The sequence below is a fragment of the Paraliomyxa miuraensis genome, from assembly GCF_026337845.1.
In the GTDB taxonomy this organism is placed as follows: Bacteria; Myxococcota_A; Polyangia; order Nannocystales; family Nannocystaceae; genus Paraliomyxa; species Paraliomyxa miuraensis.
Window position 1 is genome coordinate 20,064 of the sequence record NZ_JAOVZF010000155.1, and the last position, 22,251, is coordinate 42,314.

Genomic DNA, 22,251 nt, shown 5'->3' on the forward strand with positions numbered 1-22,251 from the left:
CCCGAAATTTTCGACCCTGGCTCGCGCACCCCCCAGGGCGCGCGCTTTCTTTGGCCCTGCGCGGGCCGTCTGCTAGCGTGAGGAGCCGTGATCGCCCTGCGACCGCCTCGCCGTTCCCATCGATGCCGCTCGCGTCGATGCCATTGGTCGGTCCCGATCGTGCTGGGCGGGCTTGCCACCGCGACCGCCTGCAAGAAGGACCCACCCGTGGTGCGCCTGCCCGACGCCCCGCCAGCCGAGCGTACGGCCCAGAGCTTCGTGCAGTGCGTGGAGTCGCGCGCGAGCCAGTGCGTGGAGGCGGCTGACCAGCTCGTGGGTTGGGACTCGTTCTATCTGCTCGCCTGGCTCGCGGGGGGCTCGCCGCTGGCGATCCTCGAGGCGCTGCCGGCCGAGCTGGCCGACCACGCCGATCCTCGCCGAGTGCAGCGCCGCTTCGTCGACGAGGTCGAGCGCTACTCGTCCACCATGCGCGGGGCGGTGTGCACCGCGAACGCGTCGCAGCCGATCGATCCGTTGATCGATCAGGTGGGCGCGGTGGCGGGTGAGCGCCTGCAGCGGCTGGGCCTGTGGCAGGCCAACATGCTGGACATCATCGCGGTGCTCGTCGAGGAGTCCCACGAGGGCTTGGGCGGCGGCACGCTGGTGCGGCTCGACTGTGAGCGCGATCCCTTTCGGGTCTACGTGGCCACGCGTGAGCGCGACGGTCGGTACGCGGTGGTGGGGATGACCACGCTGCTGCCGGGGTCGCTGACGGGAGCGACGGCCGGATCCGCGACGGCCTCGGTTGCCGGTGAGCCGCCCGCGCGCGAGGTGGTCGACGAGCGCCTCCGAAGCCGTGCCCTGGGCCTGGCGACCGCCAGCGCGCCCATCCCCGAGGGCCTGGTCGATCGGTGGATGGGCTTTCCCGTGGAGGAGTTCTAGCCAGATGCGCAGGTCCATGCTCGGGATGGTGGGAGGGCTCGTGATCGCGAGCTTCATCGGCTTGGGGTTGGGGGCAGAGCACGTGGCGGCACAGCCGTCTGCGACGCCCGCGGGCACCTCGCAGAGCTCGCGCGCCGACTTCGAGCGGCTGCAGGGCTTCAGCACGATCGTGATCAATCACGTCAACGACGTGCTGGGCACCGAGCAGCTGCCCGTGGCCGACGGGGGCGGGCTCGAGCCGGGGATGTTCGTCACCGCGACTCTCGAGCAAGTGCAGATCTACGATCACGCGGTGGCCCCCTTGCAGCAGGGGCGCCTGGCCGACTCGACGATCGCGGCCGAGTGCGACAGTGGGTGCCCCGCTGCGTTCTACGATGCGTTCCAGCGCACGTGGCTCGAGTCGGCGGTGGAGTCGTCCGCGTTCGCGGTGGAGATTCCCGCACGGGTGCTGCTCGCGGTGCACCGCGACCTGCCGGCCTCGACACTGCTGCAGATCGCCTACGCCGCGTCCGAGACCCGCCCGGTGCAGCCTCCCCAGCTCTCGCTGCTGGTCAACAACACCCGCGGGAGCCTGCGGGCCAAGACGTTCTTCCTGGTGCCCCCGCGGGGACTGGAGCTGCGCCAGGGCTCGGCCGCACTGGGGCTGACGATTCGGGTGGGGGGCGGCACGGTGCACGTGAGCGCCACCGATCCCCGGTTTGCCCGCGAGCACCAAGTCGACTCGCCCGCGAAGCTGCAGGTGTTGCTGCGCGAGATCAAGAAGAGCTACCCCGGCAAGGAGACGGTGATCGTGGTGCCCGAGGAAGGCGCGACGGTCGGCGACGTGATGCAGGTGGTGACGACGGTGGGCAGCGCGTTTCCGCGGCTGGTGCTCAGCGGCGGGCAGGAAGTGCGCACGCCGTAGGATGGGAGCACGGTACGAGGCGGCCAAGGAGAATTCGACGGGCACGAGTTGTGCTCGGCCCATGATGGGGTAGCCCCCCGTCATGAAGAGGCAGCAGCGAACATTGCGCCTGGGCGTGCTGGTCGGCATGGTGTCGTGCCTCCTCGGAGCGGACGCAGCGGCGATCACCCTGAACGGCACGGCTCGAGAGACGCACTGCATCGAGGTCCCCCTCGACTGCGTGATCATCCGTGTGCCCCCCTCCGACCCTGCCGGGGGAAGGATGGCGCTGTCGACATCGAGCATCATCGAGTCGAGTACCCCGGCAGAGCTGCTCGAGCGCTACGGGGCGCAGTACATCGTGGCCGAAGACCTCCTGCCGCTACGGGGATCCCCGTCGGTCGCGCCGAGGAGACCCTTGGTACGCGCGCAAGGGATCGGGCTCTAGTCGTCGGGTCGTGTGTTCGCAGACACGAGGGATGACGATGCGGGGTCCCCTGTTGCTGGGCCTGGTGGCCTTTGCGATCGGCTGTTGGCTGCTCGTGGGAGAGAGTCCGGCTCGAACGGAGCGGGCGTCGGAGCTGCGCGCTCGGCTGGCCGGGACGGCGGCTGGTGCCCCCGAGCCGGAAGAACTGCGCGAGATCTGGTCGATCGAGCCCGCACGGGCCCACGAGCACGAGGCCCTGCTCGACACCGATGCCGTGAGCATCATCGATGCGGTCACGGACGGTAACTGGGCGTACGTGGAGCTGCTCGCCGATCTCGAGGACTTGTCGTTCGTCAGCGACGAGCGGCTCGAGTGCGCCGATCGATACGCAGCGGAGATCGAGGGTGCATGCAGCTACCGGGTCGAGATGGTGCTCGACCGCGTCGACGAGCGACGCGGTCGCATCGTGCACGTTCGTACCGTGCTGCGCGAGCACAGCGTGCTCGATCCGGAGGAGCGCTCCGATGCTCACTGTCCCGACTACGTCATGTGCATCGGTGGGATCCGCCTCGGGCAGACGGTGCGCATTCCGGAGGGTCCCGATCGGCTCGCGATCGGGCAAGAGCTCTACTCGCCATGGGTCGCCGCCTCGCTGTTCGACGTGGACCGCGTGGAGCGCCTGAAGGCGACGCTCGAGCGAGACGTGGTGAAGCGTGGAGATCCTCCGCACTTCGAATCGGCGCTGGATGCCGCGAACTACTGGCATGCGGTCAATCTCGCGCGATACCTCGAGGTGCATCGGCAGCGGCTGCTGGCCGAGCGCGGGGAAGAGGGCGACGAGGAAGAGGAGGAGGGCCGATGAGACGGTGGGTGGTGCGGTGGGTGGTGCGGTGGATCGTGCCCGTCGCGGTGGGGTTGGGCTTGGCCGGCGTGGTCGGTCTCGCCACCCGGCCCTGGCGCTTCGTCGAGGGGCGAGGGCTCATTGCCCTGGTCAGCGACTCGTGTGCCTACAGCCATGACGTGCTGCACAGCGTGTTGGCCTTCGAGGAGGTTCGGGCCCATGTCACGCCGGTCCCGATCGACTTCGACCCCGAGGGTCGTGACCCGGAATTCTGGCAAGCCGCATGTGCGGTGGCAGTGGAGCGGGTTCGCATCGAGGCGCCGTGGTTATGGGCTGCACCCGAGCGGTGGTTGTGCGAGCAGCTCGCGATCGACGCGGCCAAGGTGCACGCCCGGCGCTTCGTGGGGGTGCCTGCGTACATGCTCGACGGAGAGGCGGTGGCGCGCGACGAGCTCGACGGTGTACTGGCCACGTACGGCCTGGGTCGTCGTGGCGGGGTGATCGTGCCGCTCGATCGCGTGGCGGAGCGAGCGGCGGAGGAGCCGACGAGGGAGGGATCGGCGACGGTGGGGGTGCGGGGGAGCGGGGTGGGCCTGTGAGGCGCTGGCGCTACGGCGCGAAGCCCTGCACGTAGGTCAGCCCGTCGTGCGAGCCGAGCCCGCTGAGCACCAGCGTGCGTGTGTACGCCATGTTGGGATCGTAGGTATAGAGATTCCCCGACCAGTCGATGGCCCAGTAGAGGTCCTGGAACGGATCGTAGGCCAGGCCGCAGTTGTCGATGAAGCCCGCGTTCGACAGCACGGTGGGGGCGCCCGTCATGCGGTCGATCGAGTACATCGTGCCCCCGCCGGCCGCGAGCGCCACGATCTGATCCCGCGTGGAGTCGTAGGTGAGGCCGTCGGCCGCCATGGCCGGATCGCCGATGAGCGATGCGGCTCCCGTCATCGTGTTCATGCTGTAGAAGCCGGTGGGTGACTCGCCGCTGCCGAACAGGGTGTTGGTGGTGGGGTCGTGAGCCAGGCCGAACAGGTCGTCGATGCCGTGCACGCCCACCAGGCTCGCCGCGCCCGTGGCCATGTTCACGGTGTAGAGCGCCTCGAGCGGGCGACCGTCGATCATCCACAGGATCCCGTTGGTGGTGTCGTAGGCCACCTCGCCGAAGTCGAAGCCCACGCCGAGCGGGCCGATGTCGGTGAACGCGAGGGTGAACGGGTCGAGCGCGCGCAGCCAGCCGTCGCCCGTGCGCACGGTCAGCAGCACCCCCGAGGCCAGCTCACAGCCCACGAAGCTGTACTGGCAGCTCGCGAGGCAGCCGAGGTTGCCGTTGCCCAGGCCCTGCGAGAGGCAGCTCTCGCCGCCGAGGTCCATGCCGTCGCAGAGCTCGTCGCCATCGCGCACCCCGTTGCCACACATGCCGCAGCTGGTGGTGTCGAAGCCGGAGCAGTCGGGCAGGCAGGCGATCTGTCCGCTGTCGAAGCCCTGGTCCTCGCAGCTCTCGCCGAGCAGGGCCACGCCGTCACACGGCTCGTCGCCCTCGACGATCACGTTGCCGCAGGTGCTGCACTCGTCGGTGTCGAAGCTCGAGCAGTCGTTGGCACAGGCGAGGGTGCCGCCGTCGAAGCCCTCGGAGAGGCAGGTGGCGCCTCCGAGCTCGGCGCCGTCGCACAGCTCGGAACCCTCGAGGGTCGCGTTGCCGCATACGGCCGCGGAGCAGCCCGAGGTGTCCAGGCCCGAGCAGTCGTCGGCACAGGCGAGGGATCCACCGTCGAAGCCCTCGGAGACGCAGGTGGCCCCGCCGAGGTCGGTGCCGTCGCAGGGCTCGTCGGCCTCGATCACGTCGTTGCCACACACGGGGCCGGGACCTTCGCTCGACGAGTCGAGGCTGGTGGTCATGGGCTCGGTGGTGGTACCGGAGGTGGTGTCCTCACCCGTGCCGACGCTGGTGGGCTGACCACCGGTCGTGGGATCGATGGGCCCCGTGGCGGTGGGATCGGGCATGGTGGTGCCCGGAGCGGAGGTCGGATCGGTAACGGACGTGTCGTCGCCGCAGCTCCACACGAAGGTGGTGGCGCAGAGCAAGATCATGCCAGTGGAGGGTAGGTGCTGCATCGGACGACTCTAGCCGACGGGCGATGACGGTGGCCAGGGCCGGAGAGGATCAGGCTAGAGTGGGCTCAGTCCTCATCATTGTCGTCGACTTCGTCCTCAAGGTGTTCTTGGAGATCTCGCAGACGCTCGATGTCGCTTGGACCCGCATCGTCCCGAGCCGCGAGCGATTCCGCAATGGCGATGGCCTCGGCAAATGCTACTGCGGCGTCGTCCTCGCGCTCGGTCTCCCCGTAGATGCCGGCGGCATAGTAGAGTGCTCTGTGGAGGCGCTCGAGCGCTGAGCGGTCCTGCTCATGCGACGAGAGCGCTCGAGAGAGAGAGACGGAGATCGTCGTGGCCTCCAACGCGAGGTCTCGTTCTCGTGCGAGGAGCAGCGCGGGGGATAGTAATACCAGGCAATCGGCGATGTCGGCGGCAATGCGCGAATCCTGGGCATCGGCGATGATCGATCGCGCCAACGCGGGAGCTTCGGTCCAGCACTCGTCCTTGAAGATCTCGGCAATGAACTCGAGTCGTACGAGCCGAAGTGACTCGGACCACGTCTCATTGGGTTGGGTGCGCCGAATCTGGGCGAGCACTTGCTCTCGCTCTCGATAGTAGCGCAATGCGCTCTCGTGGTCTTCCAACGCCGCGTGAGCGTTGCCTGCCTCCTCCAGCACCAAGGCCAGCAAGCAGGCATGGGAGAACGCGGGGTGGCGGTCCAAGAGATCCCTTGCGAAGAACTCGGCGGCTTGCGCCACCTCGAGCGCATCTCGAGGCCGGGAACGCCGGCGCATCCATGTGGCGAATTCTCGCAATGTCTCGATGAACATGGGCACAGTATCGTCGGGGGCTGCACCAGATCTCAGTGCCTCTTCGATTGTCTCGATGTCGTGGCGCAGCTCCAGCTCGGTTCGCGAAGCGTCAGTGGTGTCATCGATTGTGGTGTGGAGGAGGAGGGACAGTAGTTGAGCGTGTAGGACCACGTCATCCATGTCGTTGGGTGACGGGACCGATAATGTGGTCAAACCTTCTTCCGCAGCACTTCTTGCCTCGCTGATGTGACCGGCGGCCATCATGACTGCGGCAAGCCCCTGAAGCGCGTGGGCGTGTAGCTGAATTCCTCGGCCGAAATGGTGCCGGACCATGAGCCGTGTTAGGGACGTGGCTTTGCGTAGCAAGGACTCGGCGAGATCGATTCCTCCATCCATCAAGGCCATGCGTCCCGACATCTCGAGGCTGCCGGCCTCGAGCGCACGATCTCCGCGGAGGCGCGCAAGCTCGACGAGTTGGTCATAGATCGCCCGCGAAGCCTTCCACTCACCAACTTGGGTGCATATCCCGGCGAGGTCCAACCTCACACGAATCCCGACGCTTGGCTCGAGGACCTCTGAGTCCAAGGCCGCGTGGAAGTGGATCTTGGCGGACGCAAGGTCACCAATCGCCAATTCGGCGGCCCCAAGCACGGCCTCGGCGGATGCAAGCTCCGGTGCATCGTCCGGCAAGATCTCCACGGCTCGTCGTGCATGCTCGATGGCTTGATGTCCTTGCTGTACATCGAGCAGCGCCGAAGCGAGTCGAAGGTGCGCCTGCGCCCGATCCTCCGCGCTTCCTCCGGGATCCCGCTCAAGCCGCTCGACATCCGCCAGCGCGATCTCCAGATCGGGCACATCGGTCAGCCCCAACCCCGCTATGTCGATGCCGGGAGCCGCCAGTGCGGCTCCAAGCCCCGCCCGCCACTCCGCCCCAACATCCACCGCGATCGCCCGCGCCGACCAAAGATCCGGCGCCGCATCTCGAATCCACGGCTTGAGCTGCGGTGGCGCCACGAACACCACCGCGACCCCCGCCTGCCTGCGCAGCACGTCCCGCTTCTCGTTGGTTCGGAGCATCAGCGACGTCCACGCCTCCTGCCATGGCCCGGTCCCTTCCTCCCCCGGGTCGAGCTCCAGCCCTTCGATCCACAGCGACTCTCCAGCATCCACCGCCAGCAGCATCCGTGGCAGCAACTCCGCGATCTCCACGGGCTCCTTGGGTCGAAATACCCGCAGCACCTTCGCGCGCTGCCGCAGAAAATCCTCGAGCCGCCCCTCGAGCTCCCGTGCTTGCCCCGGATCCACCGCGAACACGAACCCGATCCACCCCCGGTCGGCCCACTCCATGTGCTCGCGCAGCCGCTGCCAAGCGGCCTCGGTCGCGTACCGTGGCGGCTTGACGCGGTCGAGACGAACCTTGCGTCCGGGTCTGGCCAAGGCTCAGCTCCCGGCCGAAGCGCGCTCGCGCTCGAGCTTCACCTGCGCCACCACGTCGTCCTCGATGATCGGGTGAACGTCGAACCACTCCGTGCCGTTGCGGTAGCAGAGCACCAAGTGGTTGTCGAAGAACCGCGTCAGCCGCGGGAGTTCGGCCCCCGTGGGCAGACTCGCGCGATGAGTCCGCCGCACTTCGTTGAGCCACGAGGCATCCGCGTTCGCGATGGGCAGGTAGTCGTTGCGCAGATCGTCGATCGCCAGCTCGACCAGCCGCCCCTGGGCGATCGCGGGGTTGCGCGCCCGCTGCAAGCAGCTCTGCACCAGCCGAAACAAGTCCCGCAGGTACCCACCCGACTTGAGCGCCAGCGCGTCGAGTCGCTCACGCTCGCCGAGCAGCACCCTCCAGTCGCCTCGCCTCGCGATGATCCGCTCCACCCGGTCGAGCCCCTCCCGACTCGGTCCCCCCTGTTGCTCTCGCACCTTCAAGCAAGGAATCAGCTGCCCGTCGTCGTAGAGCCCCTCGACCCCGCCAGACAGGATCTTCAGCCACGGCGGCACCGTGTACACCATGTGCAGCCCGCCAAAGCGCAGCTTGTCGTGGTGCCCCATGAACACCTGCTCCACACTGGACTGAACCTCGCCCGCATTGACCGAGGTCCCGCGGATCTGCTCGAGCGAGTCGAGGATGAGCACGATCTTCACGTCGTCCCCATGCCGCGCCCGGAGAGCCTTGACCCCGTCGGTCATGAACCCCCGCACGTCCTCGGTGAGCTGGCCGATGTGGCCCTTGAGGTGCTCCTGCACCCTCAGGCGAAAGCTCGGGTCGCTCTTGAGATTGAGCTTGAGCGCGTTGGCGTCGTCCGTCGGGCTGCCACTGCCGTCGATCGAGATCCGCGTCTTCTCGAGGAAGCGCCAGAACCGCGACCAGTACTCCAGCGGAGCAGAGTCCTCGCCGAGCATGTCGGGCTCGGCCAGAGCTTCCCCGAACGCTCCCGCCAAGGTCACCAGGAAGTCGCTGATGTCGAGCTTGGTGGTGAGGTTGAGGTAGCTCTCCATGGGGCACAGCCCCACCTTGGCGCCGTTGTCGATCAGACGTCGCCGAAGCCGACGAAGCTCGGTGCTCTTTCCCGTCCCTCGAAATCCGCTGAAGAGCTGCACGCTCCCCAAGCGGCGCCACTCGATGGTGGTCGCGAGGTGCTCCACCGGGTCCGTTTCCGTCCCCTCGTAGAGCGGCTCGTAGAAGTCGGAGTCGGGCTCGAGGGGACGATCGGCGAGCGCGTTGTAGAACTCGCGCAGGAACGCCTCCCTGTCCGCAATCGCGCTCACCGCACCGAGCCTACCCAAGTCGCAAGGAGCGGGCCAGCGGCGCATCGGCCGGCTGGCGCGAACGAGCGGGGCGAGCCCACGACCCCGGTCGGCCAAAGCCCTACCCAGCCGTGCTACGGTGCGCGTGCCCTCGCTCCAATGTCACGCCCCCTCTCCATGCAGGCCTCGCTCGGAACCTACCGGGTGGTCCGCAAGCTCGGGCAGGGAGGCATGGCCGACGTGTTCCACGTGCGTCGGCAGGTGGCCGGGGCCAGCGCCTGGGCCCAGGACCAGGAGGTGGCGCTCAAGCGCATTCGCCCCGAGCTGGCGAGCAACCGCGAGTACACCGAGATGCTGCTCGAGGAGGCGCGCCTGGGCGCGGCGCTGCACCACCCCAACCTCGTGGAGGCCTACGACGTGGGCTACCACGACGAGCAGCTGTTCTTCACGATGGAGCTGGTGCGCGGCTCCGAGCTGCGCCACATCGTGCGCGAGGCGGGGCGGATCGAAGGGCGGCTGCAGCCCTCGCATGCCATCGGCATCGTGCTCGGCGTCGCGGCCGGGCTGCACTACGCCCACGAGCTGACGACTCGTGGAGGCCACCCGCTGCGGATCGTACACCTGGACGTGTGCCCCTCGAACGTGCTGGTCAACGACGAGGGCTACGTCAAGCTCATCGACTTCGGCATCGCCAAGACCGATCGCAGCGCGTTCCTGCGGCTTCTGGCCGATGGCTCGTGGGTGGGTCCGATTCCCCAGGAGGTCGACGACAAGCTCCGTCGCGGCACGATGGCCTACATGTCGCCCGAGCAGTGCCTGGGGACGCCGCTCGATCGGCGTAGCGACGTGTTCTCGCTGGGTGTGATCCTGTGGGAGCTGACGGTGTGGTCGCGGCTCTATCGAGCCCCCACCCAGGCCGAGGTCTTCGACCGCATCGTCGGCCAGGATGCGCCGACGCCTCGCTCGATCGATCCCACCTATCCCGTGGCGCTCGAGTCCATCGTGATGCGAGCCCTCGCGCGCGACCCGGTGGCTCGCTTTCAGACCGCGCTCGAGCTGCAGGAGGCGCTGGAGGACTTTGCGTTCGCCGAAGGCCTGCACGCTTCCGCGCCCCGACTGGCCCAGCTCATGCGGAAGCTGTTCCCCAAGAAGCCCGAGATCGAGCGCGACGAGCATGTCGATGCGCTCGCGCGCCGCTACCAGTCGATCGGTTCGCGTTGGTCGGGTGGGCGCCGCTGAGTGAGGCGGGAAGGGTTTGGAGGGAAATCCTGACGAAGGTGGTCGGCCCAGGGGCGCGCCCGCGCCGGTCGAAGAAGGGAGCGCGCCGGCGGTCGTCGAGGCTGCTAGGCTCAGGGGGATGTCCCAGAGCAGGCTTGGCATCGTCCACCTCGGCGACTTTGCGGTCGGGTATCCCTGGTCCAAGCCCCGCCTCCCTGCGTTCCTCGAGGCGCTGGGGTGGCCGATCGAAGACGGCATCGACGAGCGTCGCCTGGACCCGCCACGCACCCTGGCGGTGCTCATGGGCTTTGGTACCGAGGCGCTGCTCACTCGCCATCGCGCGTGGCTGCGGCAGGCCAAGCGCATCGTGATCGTGCGAGACCTCGTGGGGGCCGACGACCTGTTCTCCGACGTCGAGCTGATGGCGCTGGTCGACGAGGAACACATGGCGGTCGAGGCTGCGCTGGGTGACGACGTGCGCAGCGTGAAGTGGACGGGCAGCCCCGAGTCCTCGGCCGAGGTGGCGGCCATGCTGCTGGCCGTGGCCGGTGAGCGCGAGGAACGCGTGCCGCGACCACGAGTCCGCACGCGGCTCCCCGAGCCCTCGGCCTACGCGCCCGGACCGTGGCGCCGCTGGGACACGGAGGGGCTCGGCGGGCTGGGGGCGATCGCGCGGCGGCTGTGTACGCACCACGGTCGTCCCGCGTTGCTCGACCTGCGGACCTCGCCGCCCGTGCTCGTCGATCTCGCCGACGGGGCTCGGCTACGCACCGGTACCACGATCGGGTCGCCCGCCACCATCAGCCCCGACGGGCAGTACGTGCTGGGGCGTGGCTCCTCGGGGCTCGAATTCGGTCTCTTCGATGGCCCACGGCGCCAGGTGGAGGCGCCGCGCGAGCACCCGATCTTCGTCGACCCCATGCTGGGGCTGGGAGCCGTGGGCACCCGCAGCTGGTTCCACTGGGTGAGGGTGACCGAGCACGATGCATCCGTGCTCTCGGCGGCCCTGCACGACTGGCCGTGTGGGCACGAGAAGAAGCTCTACGGCTACATCGACAACGATCCGGTGCGCATCGAGGTCGCCGACGACGGGGACGCCTACCTCTCGGTCTACGACGTGGACACGGTGGTGGGCTCGTTGTTGGCCCCGCGCTGGCGCCGGGCCGGGCCGGCGGTGGTGCCGAAGTGGCCGCCCGGCGATCCCATGCGAGCCGTGCTCACCTGCCCCGACTGGAGTCACGCCAAGGCGCTCGAGGGGACGATGAAGGGCCTGCAGAACGACGGCCGCGGGGACTCTCCCACGGTGGCGCTGGGGCCCGACAATGGGCACCGCTACACGCTGGGCCTCGATCGCGAGGTTTGGCGGATCCGGGGTGATGGTGGCGTACGCGTGGGCGGACCCGAGGACGCCTACGTGGTGTTCGATGCCAATCACCAGGAGGTCCGTCGCGGCAAGGGGCGGCTGTTGTGTGGCTCGGGTCCGTGGCTGTGGCTCGAGGCCGACGGTCACGTGTGGCGCGAGCACGTGGTGACGGGCGCTCGCGAGTACCGGGTGGCGGTCGACGAGCCGATCTCGGTGGGGCTGCCGATTCCGGGCTCGGGCCATGCGGTGTTGGTGCGGGTGATCACCGAGTCGGGCGAGGCCGTGCCCGGGGAATCGGTGCGGCGGGTGCCGTGGCAGCACGAGCACTTCGAGCTGCGGATGGTCTGAACCGGATCGCCCATCACGGGTGGCCCGAAGAAATCAGTGGCCCATAGAGGGGCACTGGTCGGTCTCGATCATGTCGCTAGCCCACATTGGGCCTTGCGTCCGTCTTGGTATCCCGCAAGCTCGACTCAATAGGTCGCTATCGAGTCGCTCGTTGGGTCGCCGTCGTTCGAGGGTCGGGGGATTCTTCACTACGGGAAAGAGGACCACGCTGATGGAGTCGAAGATGGAGTCGAAGCACACCAATCGTACCACCTCGAGCCAGACCTCGAGCGAGCACGACCCCGGGCCCAATGGGCTCTCGCGACGCGAGTTATTGAGGGCGGTCGGTCGCGCGCCCGTGCTCGGGCTCGGGCTCGGAGCTGGCTCGGCGGCCACGGCCACGCTGCTGGCCTCGCCCGTGGCTGTCGCCGCAGGCTCCCCGCCGCCGCAGCGTCGCAACGAGGCCCGCAAGCGCCGCAACGACGCTGCCCAAGACAACTGGCAGCAGTGGAAGAACACGAGCGCGCAGCCGACCAACGGCGACGAGGCCCACGGGGACCGCCGAGGGAGCTTTCACAAGTGCTTGCCTCACAACGCGCTGGGGGAGGTGATTCCCTCCGCCTATGGTCAGCTGCTCGACGCGCTCGACTCGGGTGATGCGGCCGACTTCGACGCGATTTCGCTCGACCCATCGGCCACACGCCGCCTGGTGAGCCCACAGGCGTCCCTGTCGTACGTGATGTCGGGAGTCGACCCTCACTTCGGGCGCATTGCGGCCGCCCCCTCGCTCACCAGCCTCGAGGCTGCGGCCGAGATGGGCGAGCTGTACTGGGCGGCGCTCACTCGTGACGTACCCTTCCGCCACTACTCGGTCGATCCCACCGTGGGGCAGGCGGTTGCGGATCTCAACGCCTTCACCAGCCCGGTGGGGCCCAAGGTGGGGGGGCAGGTCACCGCGGGCACGTTCCTGCGCGGCGAGACTCCGGGCGATCTCGTGGGCCCCTATCTGTCACAGTTGCTGTGGCAGCCGGTGCCGTATGCCGCCGCGGTCGTGGATCAGCGCTATGTCGCAACGACCGCGGTGGACTTCATGACCGACTTCCCGTCGTGGCTGTCGATCCAGCGCGGGGCCGCCCCGGTCACGTCCACCGTGTACCTGCCCGCGCGCTACATCCACGACGGACGCACGCTGGCCGAGTACGTCCACCTCGACATCCCGTTCCAGGCGTTCCTGTTCGGCGCGCTCGTGCTGCTGAGCTACGGCCCGGCTGCGCTCGCGCCCAGCAACCCCTACACGACCTCACCCACCCAGGAGGGGTTCGTCACCTTCGGCCCGGTCGACATCGTCGACCTGGTCTCGAGGGTGGCCTCCGTGGCCATGCGTGCGTCGTGGCACCAGAAGTGGCTGGTGCACCGTCGGCTACGGCCCGAGGCCTACGGGGGGCGGCTCACGGTGCAGCTCGACGGCATCAAGAACTATGGGCTGCCGAGCGACATCACCGACAGCGTGGCGGTGACGACGGTGTTGTCGGCCCACGGCACGGCGCTCCTGCCCCAGGCCTATCCGGAGGGATCGCCCGTCCACCCCGCGTATCCGGCTGGGCATGCGACGGCCGCCGGAGCCTGCGCCACGATGCTCAAGGCGCTCTTCGACGAGTCGTTCGTGATCCCCAACCCGGTGGAGGCCACCGCCGACGGCATGGACCTCGACCCGTGGGCGGGCGCCGATCTCACGATCGGTGGCGAGGTGAACAAGCTGGCGGCCAACATCAGCCTGGGTCGCGACACCGCCGGGGTGCACTACCGCTCCGATGGCGTCCAGGGCATGCGGCTGGGCGAGCAGGTCGCGCTGGCGCTGCTCGCCGACGAGAGCCGCAACTACAACGAGGACTTCGGCGGCTTCGAGCTGACCACCTTCGACGGCACGCAGGTGCTCATCGTCGACGGGCAAGTCCACGAGGTGTGAAGTAGGCCCGATGCCTTGCGGCGAGCGTCCGCGGCGGTCCCAGAGGGTTCCGGCGCGGCGGCTCGCTCACGGATCCGTCTCGTGGGTGAGCTGGTGCAGGATGTTCGACATCCGCCCGTGCTATTCGGCGCCGGCCGGCACCGAGATCCGCACGCGCACGTTGGCGCGGATCTTCAGCGTGCCGAGCAGGGCCGAGTAGGGCTTGATGCCAAAGTCGGGCTGGTGCAGCTCGACCTCGGCCACCCAGCGATCGTCGTGGCGGCGGGCGGTGGCTCGGAGGGGGCGGTCCTTGCCGTGCAGGCTCAGGGCGCCGTCGATGCGCCGCTCGTCGCCGGCGTCCTGCAGACCCCCGCCCTCGACCTTGGTCGAGCGAAACACGATCTCGGGGTGCTTGCGTACGTGCAGCACGTTGCTGGCGATGTTGTCCTCGATCTCGCGCTTGTGGCCGTCGCGCAGCGCTCCGTGGTCCTCGCGACCGTCCTTCATGGCGCAGTCGACCCGCAGCGAGTCGGCCGAGAGCCGAGCCTCGATCGCGCCCGTGGCCGCGTCGATGTCGATGGTGAAGCGAGCCACGCGTATCCGCAGGTCGTGCGCGATCGCGGAGAGCATGCCCTCCTTGAAGGTGAAGACATGGCACTCGGCGGTGGTGGCGTCGTAGCGCGGCATGGTCGACTCGCGAGGAGGATCGAGACTATGCGTCTGGGCTCGCCCTCGCTGCAACCGGCCGCCGTGGTCTGCCCGCCGCGGCGCGAGCCGGTCAGCCCGCTCGCGCCGCGCCCTGGCGGGCCTCTTCCTGGATGAAGCGGGCGGCTCGCCATCCCACCAGCATGCTGGGGGCGTTGAGCGCCGACACGGGGGTGGAGGGGATGGCCGACGCATCGGCGATCCGCACGTTGGGCACTCCTCGCAGGCGCAAGCGCGGGTCGCAGGCCGTGGTCGGTCCGTCACCCATGCTGCAGGTGCCGGCGAAGTGATACGTGGTGATCGCGTTGCGAGCGACCCAGCGGGCGATGCCCTCGTCGCTGCGCGTGAGCGGCCCGGGCATCAGCTCGCGGCTGCCCCACGCTCCGAGCCCGCCGCTGCGGGCCAGGCGACGGGCGAGCCGGACCCCCTCGACCATCGTGGCCATGTCGCCCGCGTGGCTGAAGTAGGCGGGGTCGATCTCGGCCTGCGCTCGCGGATCCACGCTGCTGAGCCGCACGCGTCCGCGGCTCTGCGGCTTGCCCAGGATCACCACGATGCCGTAGAGGTGCTCGACCAAGCGCTGGAGCGCATGCGAGCGGAACGCCAGCCCCACGCCGCCGCGGATCAGCTGCTTGAGCGGGCCGTCGTAGAGCGAGGGGGGAAGCAGCTGCCCCGGCAGCACGCGCTGCACCGCCTGCTTCATGGCCGAGCGCGCGGGCCAGAACACGTAGCAGGTGTCGCTCTGGCCCGAGGGCAGGGGGGCGCCCGGTCGCGTGCGGTAGAAGCTGTAGAGCTGGGGGTAGTTGCAGTCGACCTGGCCGCGCGAGACGAAGAACAGCGGCACGTTGGGGTGGTCGTGCAGCCCCTCGCCCACGCGGGGCGCCTCGGCGGCCACGGGAATCCCGAACGCTCGCAGCACGGGGGCGGGGCCGATGCCCGAGAGCATCAGGAGCTTGGGGGTCTCGAGCGCCCCCGCGCACATGACCACCTCGCGGCGGACCTCGGCGCGCTGGCGCGTGCCCTCGTGCTCGTACTCCACCGCGACCACGCGGCCGCCCTCGCCCAGCACCAGGCGGTGGGTGAACGCCTGGGCTCGCACCACGAGGTTGGGGCGCGGGCCCGCGTCCTTGATGAACGCCACGTAGGAGCTGCGGCGACGGTCGCCCTCGTAGGCCATGGGCTCGTAGCCCACCACGTTGCCGAGGTTGCCGTCCTGGAAGTCGGGGCTGCGGCTGAAGCCACAGGTGACGGCGGCCGAGATGCAGGCCTCGCTCCAGCGGGTGGGGGGACGCGGGCGCGGGCGCAGCTTGGCCTCGATGCGCTCGAAGTCGGGCAGGACATCGCTCCACTGCCAGCCACGCGGCCACTCGTCGTAGTCGCGGCGGTCGCCGCGGGTGTAGACCATGCCGTTGACCGAGCCGCTGCCGCCGAGCACGGTGCCCGTGCCCGCGAAGATCCGCTGGTTTCCCGCGTGGGACTGCGGAGTGGTGAAGCGCTCCCAGATCACGCGGTCGTTGATGAACGCGTGCTTGTAGCCATCGGCCGACAGCGTCTCGGGGTGATCCTCGGCGGCCGGGCCGGCCTCGAGCAGCAGCACGCGGCAGTCGGGATCGTCGGCGAGCTGGGCGGCGGCGATGCAGCCCGACGAGCCGCCACCGACCACGATGTAGTCGAAGGCCTCGGGCGCCGAAGGCGACCGGATGGACCGGCCGCCAGAGTTGGCCTCGGGCGCCGAGTTGGTCTCCGTCACTTGTGCCCCCGCAGTGCTCGCACCAGCTCTACTGCGCCTCGTAGACGCCCGCGCAGGCCGTGGCCGTAGACGATCTCGATCGCGCCCTTGATGCGTTCGAAGTCGCCCTCGGCCACGGGGAACAGGCGGTTGGCAAAGCTCACCGGCAGGCGGTCGTCGAGCACGGCCTTGACGTTGCAGCACGAGCGCAGGCCCTCGCGGCCGTTGAGGCGCCCGAAGCCCGACTCCTTGATCCCGCCGAAGGTCAGATCCTGGGCCATGTAGGTCATGCCACCGAACTCGTTGATGGCGGTCATGCCCGCCTGCAGGCGCGAGGCGATGCGGCGCGCCCGGGCGCGATCGCGGCTCCACACCGACGAGGACAGCCCGAAGCCGGTGCCGTTGGCGATCTCGATCGCGTGGTGCTCGTCGCGAACCCGACAAAGGAGCATCACCGGGCCGAAGGTCTCCTCGCGCATGATGTCCATGTCGGGCGTGACGTCGGCGAGCACGGTGGGGGCGAAGTAGTCGCCGCGATCGGCCAGCACCCGGTGGCCGCCGGCCACGACCCGCGCGCCCTGCTCGATCGCTCGCGCCACCAGGCGCTCGACGATCTGCAGCTGCATGGGGGTGACCATGGCGCCCACGTCGACGGGCCCGTCCTCCCCCATGGGCTGGCCCTGCCGCATGCTCCCCACCAGCGCGCCCACGCGCTCTGCGAAGCGGTCGTAGATCGCATCGAACACCAGCAGGCGCTCGGCCGCCACGCAGTTCTGGCCGGCCGAGATGAAGCAGCCCGCGAGCGCGGCGTGGACGGCCGGCTCGAGCTCGGCGTCGTCGCACACGATGAAGGGGTCCTTGCCGCCGAGCTCGAGCACCACCGGGGTGATGGTGCGGGCGGCGGCCTCGAGCACGCGCTGACCGTTCTTGACCGAGCCGATGAACACCAGCGAGTCGATTCCGCCCGCGATGAGGGCCTGGCCGGTCTCGCCGTAGCCCTGGACCACCTGCACCAGCTCGGGCGACTGGCCCTCGGCGACGAGGGCGTCGCGCACCAGCTGCACGAAGCGACGGGCCGACCACGCGACCCACTCCGACGGCTTGATCACGATCCCGTTGCCCGCCATCAGCGCGGGGATGAGCGGGTTCATGATGTTCTGTAGCGGGTAGTTCCACGGGATGATGGCCCCGATCACCCCCAGCGGGTGGTACTCGAGGCGGGCCCGCTTGTGCAGGAACAGGCCCGCGGAGACCGGCTCGGGGCGCAGGTGCTTTGGGCCCTGCGATGCGGTCCAGCGCAGCTTCTCGAGCACGGTCCAGATCTCGCCCATCAGGGCGTTCTCGCGGGTCTTGCCCGAGTCGCGCACGATGAGCTCGCAGAGGTCGTCGACGCCGGAGAGCACCGCGTCGGCCACCCTCCGCAGCACGCGGCGGCGCAGGGCGAACGAGGTCTCGCGCCAGCCCACCTGCGCCTCGCGAGCGCGAGCGATGGCGGCTCGAACCTGCGGCGGCCCATCGACGGGCACGGTACCGAGCAGCTCGCGGGTGGCGGGGTCGAAGCAGCGGATCACGCCCGAAGCCGCGCCCAAGTCTGGGATGGCATCGGGGACGGCGGTGGAGATGGCCACGGAGGTGGGTCGGGAGGCGTTCATCGGCTGAGACTCTCGGCGGGCACCACGGGGCCAGGGCGCTCGCTCCCGCGGCGCTCGAGGTACTCGCTCCACTTGCGGATCGTCAGATCCTGGAAGGCCTTGACCACGGGCGACAGCTCGGGCGCCGGGCGATCCCAGTAGCGCTCCCAGCCCTGCTGCTCGTGGCCGATGACCCACACGTCCTGGCCGAGCAGCGGCTGCAGCGTGGTCAAGCGGGTGAGCTTCATCATCGCATCGGCGACTCGACGCGGAACTCGGCCGAGCAGCGGCAAGCGGATGGTGCCGGGGCGCAGGTAGAAGATGAAGACGTGCCGGTTGCTCGACGCGGTCAGCGGCAAGGTGAACAGGAAGTGCTTGATGCGGTCGTCGGTGTTGGACCAGTGATAGGGGTAGTCGTAGCAGGCCCGCATGTGATCGCAGGCGCCGTCGCCCCGGTCGATGAACATGTCCTGCAGGCGCCCCGCGGCGATCTTCGAGGCGTACTCGACCTCGACCCGATCGCCGATCTCCTCGCAGCGCAAGAGATCGGTGCCCTGGAACGGCTGGAACTTGCGGTGCAGGAACCCGTGGGTGAAGTCCGAGACGTTCTCGAGCAGCATCGAGTGGTGGCCCGGGCAGTCGAACTGCACGATGGCGTGGGGCCACGGCCGCGGGCCCGAGAGCTCGGGGATCGAGGGGATGTCGCGGGTCTTGGCGACCTCGGGGTCACCGGGGAAGATGAAGACGAGCCCGTAGCGCTCGCGCACCGGGACGGTGGGAATGCGGATGTCGGGCTCCTTGCGCCCGAACAGATCGTGCGGGATGTGGGCCTTGCCGTCGCCGTCGTAGGCCCAGCCGTGGTAGGGGCACACGAGCTTGCAGTCGACGACCTGCCCCCGGGTGAGCTCGATGTGCCGATGGGCGCAGCGGTTCTCGAGCGCGCGGACCTGGCCGTCGCTCCCGCGAAAGACCGCGATCGAGCGCCCGAGGAACTTGGTCTCGAGGTGCTGGCCCCGACGCAGGTGGCTGCTCTGCCCCACCGCGTACCAGTAGTCGGGGTCGAGGCCGGCGGCGCGGGCCTTCTGACGGCGTCCGATGGCCTGCTCGAACGAGGGCGGCGGACCAGGGGCATGCCCGGCGAGGTCGGTCATCGGGGCGGCTGTAATTCCCCATGATGGGGGATGTCAAGCGACCCGGCGCACGCAGGGGGCCGTGCGAGCGCGTTCGCACCGACTGGCGGCGGTGGCTTGGTCGAGCGTCAGCGTCGTGAGCCGTGACGTCGACGCAGGGCGAGCAGGCCGAGCACGGCCAGCGCGGCGAGGCCCGATGAGGGCGAGCCCGCACCGATGGTGCAGCCGCGGTCGACCGCGCCGTCTTCCATGTCTCCGTCGGTCTCGCCCTCGGTGGCGCTTTCCTCACCCGTGGTGCCCGAGTCGGAGCTCGGCATGCCCGAGGTCGCGGGCGAGCTGCCGCCGCCGGTGTCCCCACCTCCGCCGCTGGTGTCGGCGGTCCCGCCCGTGTCGTCACCCTCGGTCTCGTCCGGGGCAGCCGTGTCACCCCATCCGGTGTCGTAGCCTCCGCTGCCGGTCGCCGAGGCGACGGAGGGCAGGAGCAGCAGTCCCGCGAGTCCGAGTACGATCGAGCCAAGGTTGGAGCGCATCATGGGCATTTGCTCGCGACCAGTCGCGACCGTGCGTCGATCGATCGGCGGGATCCGAAGAAAAACGTGCACGGGCGGGCACACGGTGGAGGAAGCGGGATTCACGCCGGAGATCGCGGCGTGAGCCCAAGGCGGCCGGTGCCCGAAACGGCTAGCATCCGCTCAGTGGTGCGATCCCACAAAAGGGCGCTCGCGGTCGTCAGCGGGCTGATGCTCTGCGCGGCTGCTCCCGTGCGTGTGCATGCGGCCGAGCCTGGGCCGGAGGTGGGCGATCCTCCCGTGCAGCACGAGGTCGTGCCCGTGCCGCGCGTCCCGGCCGATCCCGCGCGATCGGGTCGCCGCATGCTCGCGGCCGGCGGCGTGCTGCTGGGGCTGGGCGCCGTTGGCCGCATGGCGATCGGAGGATTCTGGGCGGGGCCCGCCCGCCTGCGGCCGAGCGAGCCCTTCGGGCAGTGGAGCATCCCCAACATCGCGTTCTTCACCGTGTTCTCGAACGTGCTGGTCGTACCGGGGCTGGTGCTCACCGGGTTCGGGTCTCGTCGCTACGGGGCGTGGCGGGTGGCGAGCGGGGCGCGACCCGAGGATGCGGCGAGGACCGATCGACGCCGCAAGCTCGGGTTGGGGCTGCTGGGCAGCGGGCTGTCGCTGTGGGTGGTGAGCCGTGCGGCCGCGCTTCCCGTGCTGCGGGCGTGTCAGACCAATGGCTGCGCCTACGGCTTCGTAGAGTCGACGTTTTGGCTGGGCCTGGGTCTGACGACGTCGGGCGCGGTGCTGTCGGGCCTGGCGGCGGGTGAGCGCCGAGCGACGGGACGTCTGGCGGTGACCCCCACGCTCGGACCGAGCGGTCGTGGGCTCGCGGTGGGGGGAAGGTTCTGATGCGACGGCTGGTGCTCCTGCCCGTGCTCGGTGGAACGATGCTCCTTGGCTGCTCGCCTTCGATGCTGCCGTCCGATCTCGGTGAGCACGAGCTCGATGGCACGCGGCTGTCGGAGTCCGAGGTGCTCGAGCACCTCGCGGTGGCGCTGCCCGACGGCGAGGCGCTGACGGTGGAGGACCTGTTTCGCGAGGCCCCGGGCTACGTGCGTGCGCCCGACCCCTCGGCCCTGCTCGCGCGCATGCGAGACGAGCACGCGGCGCTGCCTCCGTTGGCGACGGCCGAGCCGCTGCGGGTGCTCAGCTTCAATGTGGGGCTGCTCGATCGCTGGTACCCGTTCGCAGTGCTCCAGGTGCCGCACGTCGACGAGCGCCGGGTCCGAGTGCCGGCCGAGCTGCTCGGCGATGGCTGGGACGTGCTGCTGCTGCAGGAGGTCTGGGACGAGCGCGACGTCGCGGTGTTCGCGGACGAGGCCGCACGGGCCGGCTACCTGGTGCACGCCGGATCGAGCGAGCACCACGAAGAGCACGGCCTGCTCATGCTGGTGCGAGAGTCGCTGGTCGATCCCAGCGGGCCCGACGATCGCGGCGAGGAGACCTTCGAGCTACAGCGCGGGGTCGAGGACTTTCCGGGCCCGGGCATCGACCGAGGGTTCCTCACGTGGCGCTTCCGTCACGCGCCCACCGGCGTGGTGATCGACGTGTTCGATACCCACACCACCGCGTTCCCCGATCTGGCGTGGGTACGGGAGGGGCAGGTGCGGCAGCTGGGGCTGCGCGCCCAGGAGGTCCCCGACGACGAGGTGGTGGTGCTCGCGGGCGATGTCAATGCGGGTCCGTACTATCCGCTCGATCGCTTCGGCGAGGTCGATGGCGTGCCCACCGAGGGGTGGTGGCGCAACGCGCAGGCGTATGCATTCTTGCTGCACTACCTTGGCGGGGCTGGGGCCGGGACTGGTGCCTGGGATGCCCACGCGGCGGCGGGCGAGGCCGAGGACGTGGCGATCCTGGATCGGCTGCCGGCCTTCGGGCCTTCGTTCCACGACGAGCCGCTCGGGGATGCGACGCTGTGTGACGAGCTCGCCGGGGTCTTCACGGGGAGCGACTGCAACTCGCTGTACTTCGAGCAGTACGCCGCCACCGAGTACCCCGCACGCCTCGATCACGTGTTGGTGCGCGACGCCCTGCAGCGGGTGCGCGTGCAGGACAGCGCCATCGTGTACACCGAGCCGCTGTCGGGCACGACCTTCGAGGCGAGCGATCACTACGGGGTCGGGGTGACGCTGCTGCTCTCTGGGCAGTGACGACGCGCTACACGACGCTCGCGTGAGCCTGCGGGCGAGCGCCCGTGCTCGCTCGCCGCGCCTGCCAGCGCCCCCACAGCCCCAGGGCCACCAGCACGGGCAGCCCGGCCAGGCCCACCACCGCCATCAGCAGCGACGCGAGGTACCAGCCGATGAATGCCGCCACGTCGGAGGCCTTGGCCGCGGGGAGCTCCCGGTCGAGGCCCAGCTCGCGACGAACCTCGTCGACGTCGCGGTCGAGCAGGCTCTGCGGCAGCGGGAGCGCGGCGCGGTAGTAGTTCTTGGTGTGGCGACCGCGAACGAACGCCCGGAACACGCGGCGGGCACCGAGCAGCGGTGACCACGACAGCGTGAGCAGGTCGAGCACGTAGCCGACCGTGTGCGGACCCAGGCCGCCGCCGAGCTCCCAGGCGCCGATCTCCGCCTCACCCATGAGGTCGCTTCGGTATCCGGTGAGCGCATGGTGGATGTCGTGCACCGGGAGCACGCGCTTGCGCGCGTCCGTGCTCGGCAGGCGCAGGGGCAGGGGCCCGAACGGGATGTCGACCCAGTCCTCGACGTAGGTGTCGGTGGAGAAGCCCGCCTCCGCGAGGTAGTGGTCGCGGGCTTGCCGAAGGGTCATCGCGTGGGCCAGGGTCATCGTCGTCCTCCTGTCTCCACTGTAGGGGACCGGACCGCAGCGACCAGGGGCGGTCGCCGCCAAACGGGCGACGGATTCCGCCACTCGTGGTGGCGCTCGAACCCACTCGATCGTCACGCAATGTGCGCGAATCCTGAGC

Annotated in this window: 19 protein-coding genes; 10 read left to right on the plus strand and 9 right to left on the minus strand. The window is 69.5% G+C overall.

All coding sequences use genetic code 11. The features are described from left to right. Window positions 1-159: 159 nt before the first annotated feature. The 5 genes from OEB96_RS23900 to OEB96_RS23920 all read left to right on the plus strand — a co-directional run bounded on the left by OEB96_RS23900 (window position 160) and on the right by OEB96_RS23920 (window position 3,671). The gene (locus OEB96_RS23900; protein ID WP_266219020.1) at window positions 160-921 is read left to right on the plus strand and encodes a hypothetical protein; all 762 of its coding nucleotides are present in this window, start codon (window positions 160-162) and stop codon (window positions 919-921) included. A gap of 4 nt (window positions 922-925) precedes the next feature. Continuing rightward, window positions 926-1,825 carry a hypothetical protein gene (locus OEB96_RS23905; RefSeq protein ID WP_266219021.1) on the plus strand — a complete coding sequence of 300 codons (900 nt, stop codon included), beginning with the start codon at window positions 926-928 and terminating at the stop codon, window positions 1,823-1,825. Between the two features lie 82 nt (window positions 1,826-1,907). Then, window positions 1,908-2,252, plus strand: coding sequence for a hypothetical protein (locus tag OEB96_RS23910; RefSeq protein ID WP_266219022.1), 345 nt, complete (start codon window positions 1,908-1,910; stop codon window positions 2,250-2,252). 37 nt (window positions 2,253-2,289) lie between these two features. Then, the gene (locus OEB96_RS23915; protein ID WP_266219023.1) at window positions 2,290-3,093 is read left to right on the plus strand and encodes a hypothetical protein; all 804 of its coding nucleotides are present in this window, start codon (window positions 2,290-2,292) and stop codon (window positions 3,091-3,093) included. Further along, the gene (locus tag OEB96_RS23920) at window positions 3,090-3,671 is read left to right on the plus strand and encodes a hypothetical protein (protein ID WP_266219024.1); all 582 of its coding nucleotides are present in this window, start codon (window positions 3,090-3,092) and stop codon (window positions 3,669-3,671) included. Before OEB96_RS23915 ends, OEB96_RS23920 begins: the two co-directional genes overlap by 4 nt. 10 nt (window positions 3,672-3,681) lie before the next feature. Here the strand turns inward: OEB96_RS23920 and OEB96_RS23925 are convergent, their stop codons facing one another. The 3 genes from OEB96_RS23925 to OEB96_RS23935 form a co-directional block, all read right to left on the minus strand. After that, a complete protein-coding gene (locus OEB96_RS23925; RefSeq protein WP_266219025.1) occupies window positions 3,682-5,157 on the minus strand; it encodes a hypothetical protein in 1,476 nt (491 codons plus the stop codon). 89 nt (window positions 5,158-5,246) lie between these two features. Beyond that, window positions 5,247-7,412 carry a hypothetical protein gene (locus OEB96_RS23930; RefSeq protein ID WP_266219026.1) on the minus strand — a complete coding sequence of 722 codons (2,166 nt, stop codon included), beginning with the start codon at window positions 7,410-7,412 and terminating at the stop codon, window positions 5,247-5,249. Window positions 7,413-7,415: 3 nt separating this feature from the next. Then, window positions 7,416-8,738, minus strand: coding sequence for a hypothetical protein (locus tag OEB96_RS23935; protein WP_266219027.1), 1,323 nt, complete (start codon window positions 8,736-8,738; stop codon window positions 7,416-7,418). Window positions 8,739-8,876: 138 nt separating this feature from the next. Between OEB96_RS23935 and OEB96_RS23940 the strand changes: the two genes are divergently transcribed. The 3 genes from OEB96_RS23940 to OEB96_RS23950 all read left to right on the plus strand — a co-directional run bounded on the left by OEB96_RS23940 (window position 8,877) and on the right by OEB96_RS23950 (window position 13,591). Next, entirely contained in the window at window positions 8,877-9,956 is a 1,080-nt protein-coding gene (locus OEB96_RS23940) for a serine/threonine-protein kinase (RefSeq protein WP_266219028.1), read from the plus strand. Window positions 9,957-10,074: 118 nt separating this feature from the next. After that, window positions 10,075-11,646 carry a hypothetical protein gene (locus OEB96_RS23945; protein ID WP_266219029.1) on the plus strand — a complete coding sequence of 524 codons (1,572 nt, stop codon included), beginning with the start codon at window positions 10,075-10,077 and terminating at the stop codon, window positions 11,644-11,646. Between the two features lie 211 nt (window positions 11,647-11,857). Next, window positions 11,858-13,591 (plus strand): vanadium-dependent haloperoxidase, encoded by a 1,734-nt coding sequence (locus OEB96_RS23950; protein WP_266219030.1) that lies wholly within the window; start codon window positions 11,858-11,860, stop codon window positions 13,589-13,591. 120 nt (window positions 13,592-13,711) lie between these two features. On the opposite strand, the gene OEB96_RS23955 is transcribed toward OEB96_RS23950, so the two are convergent. The 5 genes from OEB96_RS23955 to OEB96_RS23975 all read right to left on the minus strand — a co-directional run bounded on the left by OEB96_RS23955 (window position 13,712) and on the right by OEB96_RS23975 (window position 19,298). Then, window positions 13,712-14,257: a YceI family protein gene (locus OEB96_RS23955; RefSeq protein WP_266219031.1), complete on the minus strand. Its 546-nt coding sequence runs from the start codon at window positions 14,255-14,257 to the stop codon at window positions 13,712-13,714. Between the two features lie 91 nt (window positions 14,258-14,348). After that, a complete protein-coding gene (locus OEB96_RS23960; protein WP_266219032.1) occupies window positions 14,349-16,025 on the minus strand; it encodes a GMC family oxidoreductase in 1,677 nt (558 codons plus the stop codon). Beyond that, window positions 16,022-17,656 (minus strand): aldehyde dehydrogenase family protein, encoded by a 1,635-nt coding sequence (locus OEB96_RS23965; RefSeq protein ID WP_266219033.1) that lies wholly within the window; start codon window positions 17,654-17,656, stop codon window positions 16,022-16,024. Before OEB96_RS23965 ends, OEB96_RS23960 begins: the two co-directional genes overlap by 4 nt. Next, complete coding sequence (locus OEB96_RS23970) at window positions 17,653-18,786, minus strand: Rieske 2Fe-2S domain-containing protein (RefSeq protein ID WP_266219034.1); 1,134 nt, start codon at window positions 18,784-18,786, stop codon at window positions 17,653-17,655. The genes OEB96_RS23965 and OEB96_RS23970 overlap by 4 nt, the downstream gene beginning before the upstream one ends. Before the next feature lie 107 nt (window positions 18,787-18,893). Then, the gene (locus OEB96_RS23975; protein ID WP_266219035.1) at window positions 18,894-19,298 is read right to left on the minus strand and encodes an MYXO-CTERM sorting domain-containing protein; all 405 of its coding nucleotides are present in this window, start codon (window positions 19,296-19,298) and stop codon (window positions 18,894-18,896) included. Window positions 19,299-19,463: 165 nt separating this feature from the next. Between OEB96_RS23975 and OEB96_RS23980 the strand changes: the two genes are divergently transcribed. Further along, window positions 19,464-20,171, plus strand: a complete 708-nt coding sequence (locus OEB96_RS23980) for a hypothetical protein (protein ID WP_266219036.1) — start codon at window positions 19,464-19,466, stop codon at window positions 20,169-20,171. Then, on the plus strand, window positions 20,171-21,472 hold the full coding sequence (locus OEB96_RS23985; protein ID WP_266219037.1) for an endonuclease/exonuclease/phosphatase family protein: 1,302 nt from the start codon (window positions 20,171-20,173) through the stop codon (window positions 21,470-21,472). The genes OEB96_RS23980 and OEB96_RS23985 overlap by 1 nt, the downstream gene beginning before the upstream one ends. A gap of 7 nt (window positions 21,473-21,479) precedes the next feature. On the opposite strand, the gene OEB96_RS23990 is transcribed toward OEB96_RS23985, so the two are convergent. Further along, complete coding sequence (locus OEB96_RS23990) at window positions 21,480-22,112, minus strand: hypothetical protein (protein WP_266219038.1); 633 nt, start codon at window positions 22,110-22,112, stop codon at window positions 21,480-21,482. Window positions 22,113-22,251: the final 139 nt, after the last annotated feature.